Raw genomic sequence first — 12,393 nt, forward strand, 5'->3', positions numbered from 1 at the left:
AAAAACTCTCAAAACCTTTGTAACTCGTTGAATCTCAAAGGCTTTTCCGTTTCGACTGCGCCGGAAGTGGGGCGAATTATAGAGCTGTGGAATTTCCCGTCAACGCTTATTTTCATTTTTCTGTCATAAGAGCCGGAAACGGTGCAAACAATGAGGGTTGCAGCGTTAGTACTGACGTCTTCGCGGGCAAGCCCTGCTCCTACAGGTTTGCGTCGTACACAAAATTGGGGAACGACAGAGGACTGTAGGAGCAGGGCTTGCCCGCGAAGAGGCCCGCATAGGCAACACCTATACGGACCTGGTAACCCACCGACGCTTAAAGGCTCGGGAACGCGAACTGCGACGCCTCATGGCTGGCACGTTGCGGCCAGCGCTGGGTGATCGCCTTGCGCCGGGTGTAGAAACGCACGCCATCCGGACCATAGGCATGCAGGTCGCCGAACAACGAACGCTTCCAACCACCAAAGCTGTGATAAGCCACCGGCACCGGTAACGGCACATTGACCCCGACCATGCCCACTTCGATCTCGTCGCAGAACAAACGCGCCGCTTCACCGTCACGGGTAAAGATGCAGGTGCCGTTACCGTATTCGTGATCGTTGATCAGTTGCATGGCCGCTTCCAGGCTGTTGACCCGGACGATGCACAGCACCGGCCCGAAGATCTCCTCCTTATAGATGCGCATCTCAGGCGTCACGCGATCGAACAGACAACCACCGAGGAAGAAGCCCTCCTCATGATCCTTGACGCTCAAGCCACGACCGTCGACCACCAACTGCGCGCCCGACGCCACGCCATCGGCAATATAGCCACTGACCTTGTCGCGGTGCTGACCGGTGACCAATGGCCCCATATCCAGACCACACGAAGTACCCGCACCGATCTTCAGCGCCTTGATCTGTGGCACCAGCTTGGCCACCAGCGCGTCCGCCACCTGGTCGCCCACGCAAACAGCCACGGAGATCGCCATGCAACGCTCACCGCAGGAACCATAGGCCGCGCCCATCAAGGCACTGACCGCGTTGTCCAGATCGGCATCCGGCATCAATACCGCATGATTCTTCGCTCCGCCCAGGGCCTGGACACGTTTGCCGCGCTTGGTGCCTTCGGCATAGATGTACTCGGCAATCGGAGTCGAGCCGACAAAGCTCAGGGCCTTGACCTCAGGCGCCTCGATCAACGCGTCCACCGCGGTCTTGTCACCATGCACCACGTTCAGCACACCCTTGGGCAAACCGGCTTCCTGCAACAGCTGGGCGATCAGCAAGGTCGAGCTCGGATCACGCTCGGACGGTTTGAGGATAAAGCAGTTACCGCAAACGATCGCCAACGGATACATCCACAGGGGCACCATCGCCGGGAAGTTGAATGGCGTGATCCCCGCCACCACGCCCAGCGGCTGGAAATCGGACCAGGCGTCGATATTCGGACCGACGTTACGGCTGTATTCACCCTTCAGTACTTCCGGCGCGGCGCAGGCGTACTCGACGTTCTCGATACCACGCTTCAATTCACCGGCGGCGTCTTCCAGGGTCTTGCCGTGTTCTTCGCTGATCAGTTGGGCGATACGCGCCTCATTCTGTTCCAGCAGTTGCTTGAAGCGGAACATCACCTGGGCACGCTTGGCCGGTGGTGTATTGCGCCAGGCCGGAAAAGCCGCCTTGGCCGAGTCGATGGCCTGCTGAATGGTCTCGCGATCCGCCAACGGCACCTGATGGATAACCTGGCCGATGGACGGGTTGTATACGGCGGCCGTGCGACCGGAATCGCTGACCAGTTGGCCGTCGATCAAATGTTGAATTGCACTCATTGCGGGGCTCCAGAACATGGACGTACAGAAGCGAGTCGCCTCGCTCCTGTCAGGAAATAGTGTTGGTCTTCTATTTGGTCTTCTATATAGAAGGATCAGTCCAGCTTGTTCAGCACTTCGCCGACCGCATCGAACAGACGATCCAGGTCCTGCGGCTTGCTGTTGAACGTTGGGCCGAACTGCAGGGTGTCGCCACCGAAGCGCACGTAGAAACCGGCCTTCCACAAGGCCATGCCGGCTTCGAACGGACGCACGATGGCGTCGCCGTCACGGCCAGCGATCTGGATCGCCCCGGCCAGACCGTAGTTACGAATGTCGATCACGTTCTTGCTGCCTTTCAAACCGTGCAAGGCATTTTCAAAGTGCGGCGCGACTTCGGCCACGCTCTGTACCAGGTTCTCCTTTTGCAGCAGGTCGAGTGCCGCCAGGCCTGCGGCGCACGCCACCGGGTGTGCCGAGTAGGTGTAGCCGTGGGGGAATTCCACGGCGTACTCGGGGGTCGGCTGATTCATGAAGGTCTGGTAGATCTCGCTGCTGGCAATCACCGCCCCCATAGGAATGGCGCCGTTGGTGACTTGCTTGGCGATGCACATCAGGTCCGGGGTGACGCCAAAGCTGTCGGCGCCAAACATCGCGCCGGTACGCCCGAAGCCGGTGATCACTTCATCGAACACCAGCAGGATATTGTGCTGGTCGCAGATTTCCCGCAGGCGCTTGAGGTAGCCTTGTGGCGGTACCAGCACACCGGCGGAACCGGCCATGGGCTCGACGAACACCGCCGCGATATTGGACGCATCATGCAGTTCGATCAGCTTGAGCAGCTCATCGGCCAGGGCGATACCGCCCTGCTCCGGCATGCCACGGGAGAAGGCATTGCTCGCCAGCAGGGTGTGGGGCAGATGGTCGACATCCATCATCGCCTGGCCAAACAGTTTACGGTTGCCGTTGACACCGCCCAGGCTGGTACCGGCGATGTTCACCCCGTGGTAACCACGGGCCCGACCGATCATCTTGGTCTTGGTCGCCTGGCCTTTCAGACGCCAGTAGGCCCGCACCATCTTCACCGCGGTATCGGCGCACTCGGAGCCGGAGTCGGTGAAGAACACATGGTTCAGGTTGCCCGGCGTCAGCGCGGTGATTTTCTCCGCCAGCTGGAACGACAGCGGGTGACCGTATTGAAAGCCCGGCGAGTAGTCGAGGGTCCCCAGTTGCTTGGCCACCGCTTCCTGGATTTCCTTGCGGGTGTGCCCGGCGCCGCAGGTCCACAGGCCGGACAGCGAGTCGTAGACCCGGCGCCCCTTGTCATCGATCAGCCAGCTGCCTTCGGCGGCAACGATCAGGCGCGGATCACGCTGGAAGTTGCGATTGGCCGTGTAGGGCATCCAGTGGGCATCGAGTTTGAGCTGGCTGGCCAGGGAGCCGGGGGCGTGTTCAGGCATGTTCATGGGCGAAACCTCACAGGGCAATAAGCGGCGCAGGAGTTGAAAGCGTTCTTGCAGCTAAATTGCCATGGCGATAAAGTCGGTGAAATGCAACTTTTCTAATGTTCAGTCAGCAGGCCACTAAACAATATGACCCAACCATGAGCAGCCGCCGCCCCGATCCCCTGGCGCAAGTCAGCGACTTTGATATCCGCTTGCTGCGTATCTTTCGCAGCGTGGTGGAGTGCGGCGGTTTTTCCGCCGCGGAAAGCGTGCTCGGTATCGGCCGCTCGGCCATCAGCCAGCAGATGAGCGATCTGGAGCAACGTCTCGGGCTACGCCTGTGCCAACGTGGACGGGCCGGTTTCTCACTGACCGAGGAAGGTCGCGAGGTCTATCACTCGGCGTTGCAGCTATTGGGCGCACTGGAAAGTTTTCGCACCGAGGTCAACGGCCTGCACCAGCACCTGCGTGGAGAGCTGACCATCGGCCTGACCGACAACCTGGTCACCCTGCCCCATATGCGCATCACCCATGCACTGGCCCAATTGAAGGAACGCGGGCCGGATGTGCAGATCCAGATTCGCATGATCGCCCCCAACGAAGTGGAACAAGGCGTGCTCGACGGCCGCCTGCATGTCGGGGTGGTGCCCCAAGCCAGCGCCTTGTCGGGGCTGGAGTATCAACCGCTGTACAGCGAACGTTCGCTGCTCTACTGCGCGGTGGGGCATCCGCTGTTCTATGTGGACGACAAGCAACTGGACGATGAACGGCTCGATGCCCAGGACGCCATCGCCCCAACCTTCCGCCTGCCGGCCGAGATCCAGGCGCATTACCAGGCGCTCAATTGCACCGCGAGCGCTTCGGACCGCGAAGGCATGGCGTTCCTGATCCTCACCGGGCGCTATATCGGCTACCTGCCTGATCACTATGCCAATCTCTGGGTCCAGCAGGGTCGGTTGCGCGCCCTCAAGGCCGGCAGCCGTTTCTATGACCTGAGCCTGGCTTCAGTGACACGTAAAGGGCGGCGCCCACACCTGGTGCTGGAAAGTTTCCTGGAAAGCCTGGCGGCAACCCGCTGAAGATATCCACAGGCTTGCGCAATCTTGAACTGGCTTGCGGGCCTCTTCGCCAACAAGCCGGCGCCAGCAAAATATCGTGCCCAAGCCACTGCCGCGAATAGTTGCCCCGAAAGCGACAGAATCGGCCCGGATCCAGGCTTTATATGATGACAGGACTTGTCTCAACCCCCTGGGTACGCTATCTGTGCACGGGTTGCACCCACAGACCCGTTCGGAACTGCCTATGACCGTTGAAGCCCCTGCCCACGCCGGAAAGCCCGCCAGCCGAATTCGCCAGAAAAACCAGGAAGCGATAATCAAGGCCGCCGAAGACGAGTTCGCCCGCCATGGCTTCAAAGGCACCAGCATGAACACCATCGCCCAGAACGCCGGACTGCCCAAGGCCAACCTGCATTATTACTTCACCCACAAGCTGGGCCTGTATATCGCGGTATTGAGCAATATCCTCGAACAGTGGGACGACACCTTCAACCACCTCAGTGTCGATGACGATCCGGCGCAGGCGCTGGCCCGCTACATCCGCGCCAAGATGGAGTTTTCCCGGCGCCAGCCACAGGCCTCGCGGATCTTCGCCATGGAGATCATCAGCGGCGGCGAATGCCTGACCGAGCACTTCAACCAGGACTACCGCGCCTGGTTCCAGGGCCGGGCGAATGTGTTCCAGGCCTGGATCGATGCGGGCAAGATGGACCCGGTCGATCCGGTGCACCTGATCTTCCTGCTCTGGGGCAGCACCCAGCATTACGCCGACTTCGCCACCCAGATCTGTCGCGTCACCGGCCGCCCGCGGCTGACCAAGCAGGATATGGAAGACGCCGGCAACAATCTGATCCGTATTATCCTCAAGGGCTGCGGCCTGACGCCGCCGCTCTGACTCTTTTGAACTGAAGCCGAATCCCGTATGCCCTTTACCCTTGCCGGCCTTTGCGAATACCGCGAGGAAATTCGCAAAAGCCGCTTTATCACCCTCGCCGCCCCGATCACCAGCGTCGCCGAAGCCCAGGCCTTTATCGAGCAACACAGCGACCTGGACGCCACCCACAACTGCTGGGCCTGGAAACTCGCCGACCAGTACCGCAGCAGTGACGACGGCGAACCCGGCGGGACCGCGGGCCGGCCAATCCTGGCGGCCATCGAGGCCCAGGACTGCGACCAGGTCGCGGTACTGGTCATTCGCTGGTACGGCGGCATCCAACTGGGCACCGGCGGCCTGGCCCGTGCCTATGGCGGCGGCGCCAACAAGTGCCTGCAAAATGCCGAACGACTGCCGCTGATCAGCCGGGTCGCGCTGAGCTGCGCCTGCGGCTTCAGCGAACTGGCGCTGGTCAAGCTACGGGTGGCCGAGCTGGGTGGCCTGATCCTGGAAGAGCAGTTCACCGCCAATGGCGTGGAGCTGCAACTGGCAGTGGGCGCAGCGCAGATCGATACGCTGCAACGGCAATTGGCCGATCTCAGCCGCGGACGCATCCTCCTGCAGCGAGAGGCGTAACCGGCCTCTGTTCACCGCCCCGCCGGTTGCCCACAGTCGCTGTGCACCCGACTGTGGATAACCTGAGCACATCCGGCTGTAACCCTTCTGCAACGTGGCTTTACGGCCGCTGATCAGTTTTTGTCCAATCACCCGCCAACGGCGCAAAATCGTCCAGTAAACAGCGAGTTACCCGGGTTTATCGCGTTTTGAAAATAGCCCAATGGCCTTTATACCCATGCTGCAAGCTTGCGCACAGATACTGTGGAGCAACCTGTGGATAAGCCGTGCAAGGGTGGCCGGGTAGCCGATCCAGCCACGCCTGCGCGAAATTGATCATTTTTTGATCAGATCGCATTGACCAATATGGCTTCATCGGACGCTCCGCGCACTGGCAACAACTGCGCGATCCCCCAGGCCAGTTCAAAGAACAGGAACACGGCAATGATCATGCTCGCCCCCTGGCTCAGGGCGTAGGCTTGCCAGGTCGCGAACAGCATCCGGCCCGCCGCGTCATAGCGGCCGAATGTCTGTTGCGGATCGCGGATACGCAATACCGCCCAGACGCAGACGATCGAGCCCAACAAGTTCGCCATCAGCAGGTGCACAGGCGCAAACGGCGGAAAGCTTCCCGGCAGGTTCAGCGCGGCGGCCAGCGCCAGCAGGGCAGCATGCAAGGCAAGAAAACTCCAGGGGGTGACAAAGGCCGCCGTCACGATCAAGTCATACCAACCGCTGGCCCGGACCAGTCGACGGTACTGCGCTGTGCTCCACATAAGGCATCTCCATAGCGATTCAAGGAACACAGAGGCTAAAGCCTGGAGTATGCTCCAAGGTCAAGCCTTTCCAGAGAACAGACAGCATGCGTATCGGTGAACTGGCCCGGGCCTGTACCGTCAGTTGCGACACCCTGCGTTTCTACGAGCAGCGCGGCTTGATCGTGGCCCAACGTAGCGCCAACGGTTATCGCGACTATCCTCCCGAGATGGTGCAACTGGTGCAGTACATCAAGACCGCCCAGCGCCTGGGTTTCAGCCTGGGGGAAATCGGCAGCAGCGTCGCCGGCGTGTGGCATGCACCGGATGCCGACAGCGCCGTCACGCAACTGCTGCAAGACAAGCTCACGTTGATCGAAGCACGCATCGCCGACCTGGGTGAGTTGCGTTTGGAATTGCAGCATCGCCTGCAGCAAAGTTGTCCTCTGAGAACCGGACTTTCATCTGACAAGGAGTTTGCTCATGAGCAGTAAGAATGCATTGATCATCGGTGCTTCCCGAGGCCTTGGACTCGGGCTGGCCAGACAACTGCTGGCCGACGGCTGGGACGTGACCGCCACCGTGCGCGACGTCCACAAGGCCGATGCCCTGAAGGCCGTCGGACCGGTCCGTATCGAAGCCTTGGACATGGACGATCACGCGGCGGTGGCCGCGCTGGCGCAACGCCTGGAAGGCCAGGTCTTTGACCTGCTGTTCGTCAATGCCGGCGTCAAGGGGCCTGACGACCAGCGCCCGGGCAATGCCTCGCTGAGCGAGATCGGCCAGTTGTTCATGACCAATGCCGTCGCCCCCGTGGCCCTGGCCCAGCGCTTCGTCGGGCAGATCCGCCCGGGCAATGGCGTGGTCGCCTTCATGAGTTCGGGCCTGGGCAGCGTGACCACCCCCGACGCACCGAACCTGGCCTTCTACAAGGCGAGCAAGGCCGCGCTGAATTCCATGGCCAGCACTTTCCTCAGCGAAATCGAAGCGCCGACCTTTACCGTCCTGTCGATGCACCCGGGCTGGGTGAAAACCGACATGGGCGGCGAAGACGCGGATATCGACGTGGCCACCAGCGTTCGCGGCCTGATCGATCAGGTCAATGCCTATTCCGGCCGGGGCGGGCATCACTTCATCAACTACAAGGGCGAGACCATTCCCTGGTAAGCAACAACCCCTGCAGGAGCGCCGACGGGCTGCTCCCGCAGCGGATTTAGCCAGTGTTTCGACAGACATCTGTAGAATGTCCACCCACTGCACCTGATGAGAAAAAAGACCATGTACGACTGGCTCAATGCCCTGCCCAAGGCGGAACTGCACCTGCACCTGGAAGGCTCGCTGGAGCCGGAGCTGCTGTTTGCCCTGGCCGAACGCAACAAGATCGCCCTGCCGTGGAACGATGTGGACACCTTGCGCAAGGCCTATGCCTTCAACAACCTGCAGGAGTTCCTCGACCTCTACTACCAGGGCGCCGATGTGCTGCGCACCTCCCAGGATTTCTACGACCTGACCTGGGCCTACCTGCTGCGCTGCAAGGCGCAGAACGTGATCCACACCGAACCCTTCTTCGATCCACAGACCCACACCGACCGGGGAATCCCCTTCGAAGTGGTGCTCAACGGGATTGCCGCGGCCCTCAAGGACGGCGAACAGCAACTGGGCATCAGCAGCGGCCTGATCCTCAGCTTCCTGCGTCACCTCAGCGAAGACGAAGCGCAGAAGACCCTGGACCAGGCGCTGCCATTTCGCGATGCGTTTGTCGCGGTCGGCCTCGACAGTTCGGAAATGGGCCACCCGCCGAGCAAGTTCCAGCGGGTCTTCGATCGCGCCCGTGGCGAAGGTTTCCTGACCGTCGCCCACGCCGGCGAAGAAGGTCCGCCGGAGTACATCTGGGAAGCCCTCGACCTGCTCAAGATCCAGCGTATCGACCATGGTGTGCGGGCCATCGAAGACGAGCGGCTGATGCAGCGGATCATCGATGAGCAGATCCCGCTGACCGTCTGCCCGTTGTCGAACACCAAGCTCTGCGTGTTCGACCACATGTCGCAGCACAACATCCTCGATATGCTCGAACGCGGCGTGAAGGTCACGGTGAACTCCGATGACCCGGCCTACTTCGGCGGTTATGTGACCGAGAACTTCCACGCCCTGTACACCGACCTGGGCATGACCAAGGAACAGGCTCAACGCCTGGCGCAAAACAGCCTGGATGCGCGGTTGGTCAAGCCTTGATAAACCCGGCCTGAGCAACAGCATCAAACTGTAGGAGCCGGCTTGCTGGCGATGGCGGCCGACTAATCGATGCAAGTCTTGCGGGCCTCATCGCCAGCAAGCCGGTTCCTACAGGGGTTGTGTTGAGCGCAATTGCGAGTCAACGCGAGACGGTGTCTATACCTGCGCCGCCTCGCTCAACTCCTCCAGCGCCTTGCCCTTGGTTTCCATGCCGAAGCGCCAGACCAGCGCCGCCGCAATCACGAAGCACAGCGCCCCCAGGGCAAACACCCCACCCTGCCCCGTCACCGGGAACACCAACCCGGTCACCAGCGGCCCGAGCAATGAGCCAATCCGCCCCACCGCCGAAGCAAAACCGGAACCCGTGGCCCGCGCCGACGTCGGGTACAACTCCGGCGTGTAGGTGTACAACACCGCCCACATGCCGAACAGGAAGAACTGCATCAACAACCCCGAGCCCACCAGCAAGCCGACATTGCCGCCGAACACCGCGCTCTGCCCGTAGAAAAACGCCATGACCCCGCCACCGAGCAAGGTCACGATACACACCGGCTTGCGCCCCCAGCGCTCCACCAGCCAGGCCGCCATCAGAAACCCCGGAATCCCGCCCAGGGAAATCAGCACCGTGTAATACACCGACTGCGTCACCGCGAAACCCGACTGCTGCAGCAAGGCGCTGAGCCAGGAGGTCAGGCCGTAGAAACCGAGCAAGGCGAAGAACCAGACGCTCCAGATCATCATCGTGCGCTGGCGGTACAGCGGCGACCACAATTGTTGAAAGGCCGAAAAGAAACTCGGTGCGCGGTCCACGCCACGGGGCAGACGCACAGGAATCGGCAGCGAGGTGCGCTTGAGCGAGGCCCGCACCCGCGCCTCGATATCCCCCAGCACCTTGTCCGCCGCCCCATGATGCCCGGCCTGTTCCAGCCAACGTGGCGACTCGGGGATAAAAAAGCGGATCGCCAGGACAAACACCGCCGGTATCGCCAACACCAGAAAGATGTCCCGCCAGCCCACCAGCGGCAGGAGGAAATACGACAACACCCCCGCCGCGACAAAACCGAGGGGCCAGAAGCCGTCCATCAGCGCGATATAACGCCCGCGGCGCTTGGCCGGAATCAGTTCCGAAAGCATCGACTGGGCAATCGGAAACTCCATGCCCATGCCGAACCCCAGCAGGATGCGAAACAGCGTCAGGGTCTCGACGGTCTGCGCGGTGGAGCACAGGTAACTGGCCACGCCCCAGAGCACGATGCTCCACTGGAAGACCGGTTTGCGCCCGAAACGATCGGCGAGCATCCCCGACAACGAAGCCCCGACCACCATGCCGAAGAAACTCGAACTGGCCAGCAGACCGGCCTGGGCGCTACTGAGGGCGAATTCGGCTTTGATCGAGCCGAGCAGGAAAGTCATCATCGCCAGGTCCATGGAGTCGAAGAAAAACGCCAGGGCGATGATGATGAAAATCAGCCGGTGATAACCGCTGATGGGCAAGCGTTCCAGTCGTTCCGCCGCGCTGTAGCCTTGAGCTTCCATGGGATATCCCTCGATTCGAATCTTCGATCGAGTGTGCGGTATCGTCAGGAGGGCTTGTTTCTGGATACGACCTGTTTGCAGTCTTGAGCGACGCCCGCCGCATCCGTGCGGCAGGCTACCGGGGCTCAGCCGGCCAATTCGAGCTCGATTTCACCGGCCAGCTTGTCGATCTGCCGCTGCCCGAGCGCGGACACCTGCAAGGCCCGGGAGTCTTCCCGCAAGGCCAGCCAACCGGATTGCAGGAACAGTTGCAGCAGCCCGGCGCCCAGCGCGCCACCCAGATGCGGGCGACGTTGCAGGTCGTGGCAGACACAGGCGATCTCGCGCTGCCCATGGGCCAACGCCTGGATGTACAGGCCGCGCTCGGCCAGGCGCGCCGCGCCCTTGCTGGTGACCCGCAGCCGCAGTTCCTGCTGTTCGACCCAGCCCGCCCCCAGCAGGCGCTGGTAAAGCTCGCAGGCCAGTTCACCGCCCAGGTGATCGTGGCACACCCGGGCATGCAGCAAGGCGTCGGCATCGGGGGCCAGCGCCTTGACCGCATGGGCCATCGCCAGCGGTGCACTGGCCAATGAAGCACTGGCCAAGGCTTGCACCGCCGTGCCGACTTCCGGGGCGGCGAGGCGGAAGAAGCGCTTGCGCCCGCGCTCCTCGATACGGACCAGGCCGCCTGAACTCAGGCGCGCCAGATGAGCGCTGGCCGAGGACAGCGACAGGCCCGTGCACAGGGCCAACTCATCGGCAGCCCGGGCGCTGCCATCCAACAACGCCCACATCATTGCACTGCGCTTGGGGTCTGCAAGCAACGTGGCAATCTGACTGACGCAAGGTGCATATTCCATGTCTTCACTCCCTGTTGAAACATTGATCGAACGCACACGGGGCATACTGAGGAGTAATCCCGCCCAAGCCAAGACGCGAAAATGCCAAAAAAGGGGCGATTTTTTCGTCGTTCGGCAATCAACGGTGGCGAATGAAACAAAATTCTTCATTCGCCGAAAGGATATTGGATCCAATGTCTTCAGCCTAAACCACAATGTGCGCGGAGCCGACCTTTATTCCTGAACGGGTTGTAACAGAACCTCTTCGGGATCCGCGTGTCTCATGACCGGGAAACCGGCGCCAGTCGCCCCAGCTGCGCGCACCGCCGGCTCAACATCTCGCGCAGCAGATTCACCGGCTTACTCAATTGAGCGCGATGGGCGCACAACAAATTCAGCGGAGCACGCTCACAGCGCAACTCCGGCAACAGCACCTGCAAGCGTCCCGCGAGGACATCGGCCGACACATCCAGCCAGGATTTGTAGGCGATACCGACCCCGGCCACGGCCCAGCGCCGCACCACATCGGCATCGTCGCTGAAGCGATCGCCACTGACGGTCAGGCCGACGTCGCGCTTGCCGTCGTGAAAACTCCAATGGTCATGCACCCGACTGCTCAACATGTAGAGCAGGCAGTTGTGCTGCGCCAGTTGCGCCAAGGTGCGGGGTTCACCGTGCCGCGCCAGATAGCCGGGTGCCGCGCACAGCACCCGGCGGTTGTCCGGCGCCACGGGCAGCGCCACCAGGCTGGAGTCCTCCGGCTCGCCATAACGCAAGGCAATGTCCACCGGCTGGCGGAACAGATCGGCGATACGGTCGCCCAGCAGCAGGCGCACGGTCAATTGCGGGTGCTCGCGCTGGAACTCGTCCAGCCAGGGCAGCAGCAGGTTGCGCCCGAAGTCCGAGGGCGCCGACAACTGCAAGACGCCGCTGACCTGGTCCTGGCCGCGAGCCAGCAGACGGCGGCCTTCATCGAGTTGGCTCAACGCCCCCCGGGCATATTCAAGGAAGCCCTCGCCTTCGGCGGTCAGCCTCAGGCTGCGGGTCGAGCGCGCCAGCAGGCGCGCGCCCAGTTGCTGCTCGATCCGCTTCAAGGCCGCGCTGGCCACCGCCGCCGACATGTCCATGACCCGCGCCGCCGCCGACAGGCTGCCCAGGTCGGCAGCACGGACAAACAACTGCAAGTCATCGAAACGCAACATGGTGGCCTCGGCATTATCAAAAAAATATTGAAAGAGCCTGCTGTTTTAGCCGGTTTTATCTTCAAGTGA

At 61.7% G+C, this 12,393-nt stretch carries 12 protein-coding genes; 6 read left to right on the top strand and 6 right to left on the bottom strand.

The window, feature by feature from the left end; translation table 11 throughout:
- Positions 1 to 316 precede the first annotated feature (316 nt).
- Together M5B42_RS27595 and M5B42_RS27600 are read right to left on the bottom strand one after the other, a co-directional pair.
- On the bottom strand, positions 317 to 1,810 hold the full coding sequence (locus M5B42_RS27595) for a CoA-acylating methylmalonate-semialdehyde dehydrogenase (protein WP_248747585.1): 1,494 nt from the start codon (positions 1,808 to 1,810) through the stop codon (positions 317 to 319).
- A 95-nt stretch (positions 1,811 to 1,905) separates the two neighbouring features.
- Positions 1,906 to 3,255 (bottom strand): aspartate aminotransferase family protein, encoded by a 1,350-nt coding sequence (locus M5B42_RS27600; protein WP_100944339.1) that lies wholly within the window; start codon positions 3,253 to 3,255, stop codon positions 1,906 to 1,908.
- Positions 3,256 to 3,392: 137 nt separating this feature from the next.
- Here M5B42_RS27600 and M5B42_RS27605 point away from each other — a divergent pair, with 137 nt between their 5' ends.
- From M5B42_RS27605 to M5B42_RS27615, 3 genes are all read left to right on the top strand, one after another.
- On the top strand, positions 3,393 to 4,313 hold the full coding sequence (locus M5B42_RS27605; RefSeq protein ID WP_248747586.1) for a LysR family transcriptional regulator: 921 nt from the start codon (positions 3,393 to 3,395) through the stop codon (positions 4,311 to 4,313).
- A 223-nt stretch (positions 4,314 to 4,536) separates the two neighbouring features.
- Complete coding sequence (locus tag M5B42_RS27610; protein ID WP_103499822.1) at positions 4,537 to 5,187, top strand: TetR/AcrR family transcriptional regulator; 651 nt, start codon at positions 4,537 to 4,539, stop codon at positions 5,185 to 5,187.
- 27 nt (positions 5,188 to 5,214) lie between these two features.
- On the top strand, positions 5,215 to 5,802 hold the full coding sequence (locus M5B42_RS27615; RefSeq protein ID WP_103499823.1) for a YigZ family protein: 588 nt from the start codon (positions 5,215 to 5,217) through the stop codon (positions 5,800 to 5,802).
- A 326-nt stretch (positions 5,803 to 6,128) separates the two neighbouring features.
- Here M5B42_RS27615 and M5B42_RS27620 read toward each other — a convergent pair whose 3' ends face one another.
- Positions 6,129 to 6,557, bottom strand: coding sequence for a hypothetical protein (locus M5B42_RS27620; RefSeq protein WP_248747587.1), 429 nt, complete (start codon positions 6,555 to 6,557; stop codon positions 6,129 to 6,131).
- Between the two features lie 86 nt (positions 6,558 to 6,643).
- On the opposite strand from M5B42_RS27620, the gene M5B42_RS27625 reads away from it, so the two are divergent.
- The 3 genes from M5B42_RS27625 to M5B42_RS27635 all read left to right on the top strand — a co-directional run bounded on the left by M5B42_RS27625 (position 6,644) and on the right by M5B42_RS27635 (position 8,768).
- A complete protein-coding gene (locus M5B42_RS27625) occupies positions 6,644 to 7,030 on the top strand; it encodes a MerR family transcriptional regulator (RefSeq protein ID WP_152741623.1) in 387 nt (128 codons plus the stop codon).
- Positions 7,020 to 7,703, top strand: a complete 684-nt coding sequence (locus M5B42_RS27630) for an SDR family oxidoreductase (protein ID WP_248747588.1) — start codon at positions 7,020 to 7,022, stop codon at positions 7,701 to 7,703. The genes M5B42_RS27625 and M5B42_RS27630 overlap by 11 nt, the downstream gene beginning before the upstream one ends.
- Positions 7,704 to 7,814: 111 nt before the next feature.
- On the top strand, positions 7,815 to 8,768 hold the full coding sequence (locus M5B42_RS27635) for an adenosine deaminase (RefSeq protein WP_103499827.1): 954 nt from the start codon (positions 7,815 to 7,817) through the stop codon (positions 8,766 to 8,768).
- 156 nt (positions 8,769 to 8,924) lie between these two features.
- On the opposite strand, the gene M5B42_RS27640 is transcribed toward M5B42_RS27635, so the two are convergent.
- From M5B42_RS27640 to M5B42_RS27650, 3 genes are all read right to left on the bottom strand, one after another.
- On the bottom strand, positions 8,925 to 10,304 hold the full coding sequence (locus M5B42_RS27640) for an MFS transporter (RefSeq protein ID WP_248747589.1): 1,380 nt from the start codon (positions 10,302 to 10,304) through the stop codon (positions 8,925 to 8,927).
- Positions 10,305 to 10,429: 125 nt separating this feature from the next.
- On the bottom strand, positions 10,430 to 11,143 hold the full coding sequence (locus M5B42_RS27645) for a helix-turn-helix transcriptional regulator (RefSeq protein WP_248747590.1): 714 nt from the start codon (positions 11,141 to 11,143) through the stop codon (positions 10,430 to 10,432).
- 260 nt (positions 11,144 to 11,403) lie between these two features.
- The gene (locus M5B42_RS27650; protein ID WP_248747591.1) at positions 11,404 to 12,324 is read right to left on the bottom strand and encodes a LysR family transcriptional regulator; all 921 of its coding nucleotides are present in this window, start codon (positions 12,322 to 12,324) and stop codon (positions 11,404 to 11,406) included.
- Positions 12,325 to 12,393: the final 69 nt, after the last annotated feature.

Origin of the sequence: Pseudomonas sp. MWU12-2037 (assembly GCF_023242345.1) — a bacterium.
Taxonomy (GTDB): domain Bacteria; phylum Pseudomonadota; class Gammaproteobacteria; order Pseudomonadales; family Pseudomonadaceae; genus Aquipseudomonas; species Aquipseudomonas gingeri_D.

Bases quoted from the DNA above. Each gene is read 5' to 3' on its own strand.
- M5B42_RS27650 (WP_248747591.1), bottom strand. From the start codon at position 12,324: ATGTTGCGTTTCGATGACTTGCAGTTGTTTGTCCGTGCTGCCGACCTG.
- M5B42_RS27600 (WP_100944339.1), bottom strand. From the start codon at position 3,255: ATGAACATGCCTGAACACGCCCCCGGCTCCCTGGCCAGCCAGCTCAAA.
- M5B42_RS27625 (WP_152741623.1), top strand. From the start codon at position 6,644: ATGCGTATCGGTGAACTGGCCCGGGCCTGTACCGTCAGTTGCGACACC.
- M5B42_RS27640 (WP_248747589.1), bottom strand. From the start codon at position 10,304: ATGGAAGCTCAAGGCTACAGCGCGGCGGAACGACTGGAACGCTTGCCC.
- M5B42_RS27635 (WP_103499827.1), top strand. From the start codon at position 7,815: ATGTACGACTGGCTCAATGCCCTGCCCAAGGCGGAACTGCACCTGCAC.
- M5B42_RS27610 (WP_103499822.1), top strand. From the start codon at position 4,537: ATGACCGTTGAAGCCCCTGCCCACGCCGGAAAGCCCGCCAGCCGAATT.
- M5B42_RS27595 (WP_248747585.1), bottom strand. From the start codon at position 1,810: ATGAGTGCAATTCAACATTTGATCGACGGCCAACTGGTCAGCGATTCC.
- M5B42_RS27615 (WP_103499823.1), top strand. From the start codon at position 5,215: ATGCCCTTTACCCTTGCCGGCCTTTGCGAATACCGCGAGGAAATTCGC.
- M5B42_RS27620 (WP_248747587.1), bottom strand. From the start codon at position 6,557: ATGTGGAGCACAGCGCAGTACCGTCGACTGGTCCGGGCCAGCGGTTGG.
- M5B42_RS27605 (WP_248747586.1), top strand. From the start codon at position 3,393: ATGAGCAGCCGCCGCCCCGATCCCCTGGCGCAAGTCAGCGACTTTGAT.
- M5B42_RS27645 (WP_248747590.1), bottom strand. From the start codon at position 11,143: ATGGAATATGCACCTTGCGTCAGTCAGATTGCCACGTTGCTTGCAGAC.
- M5B42_RS27630 (WP_248747588.1), top strand. From the start codon at position 7,020: ATGAGCAGTAAGAATGCATTGATCATCGGTGCTTCCCGAGGCCTTGGA.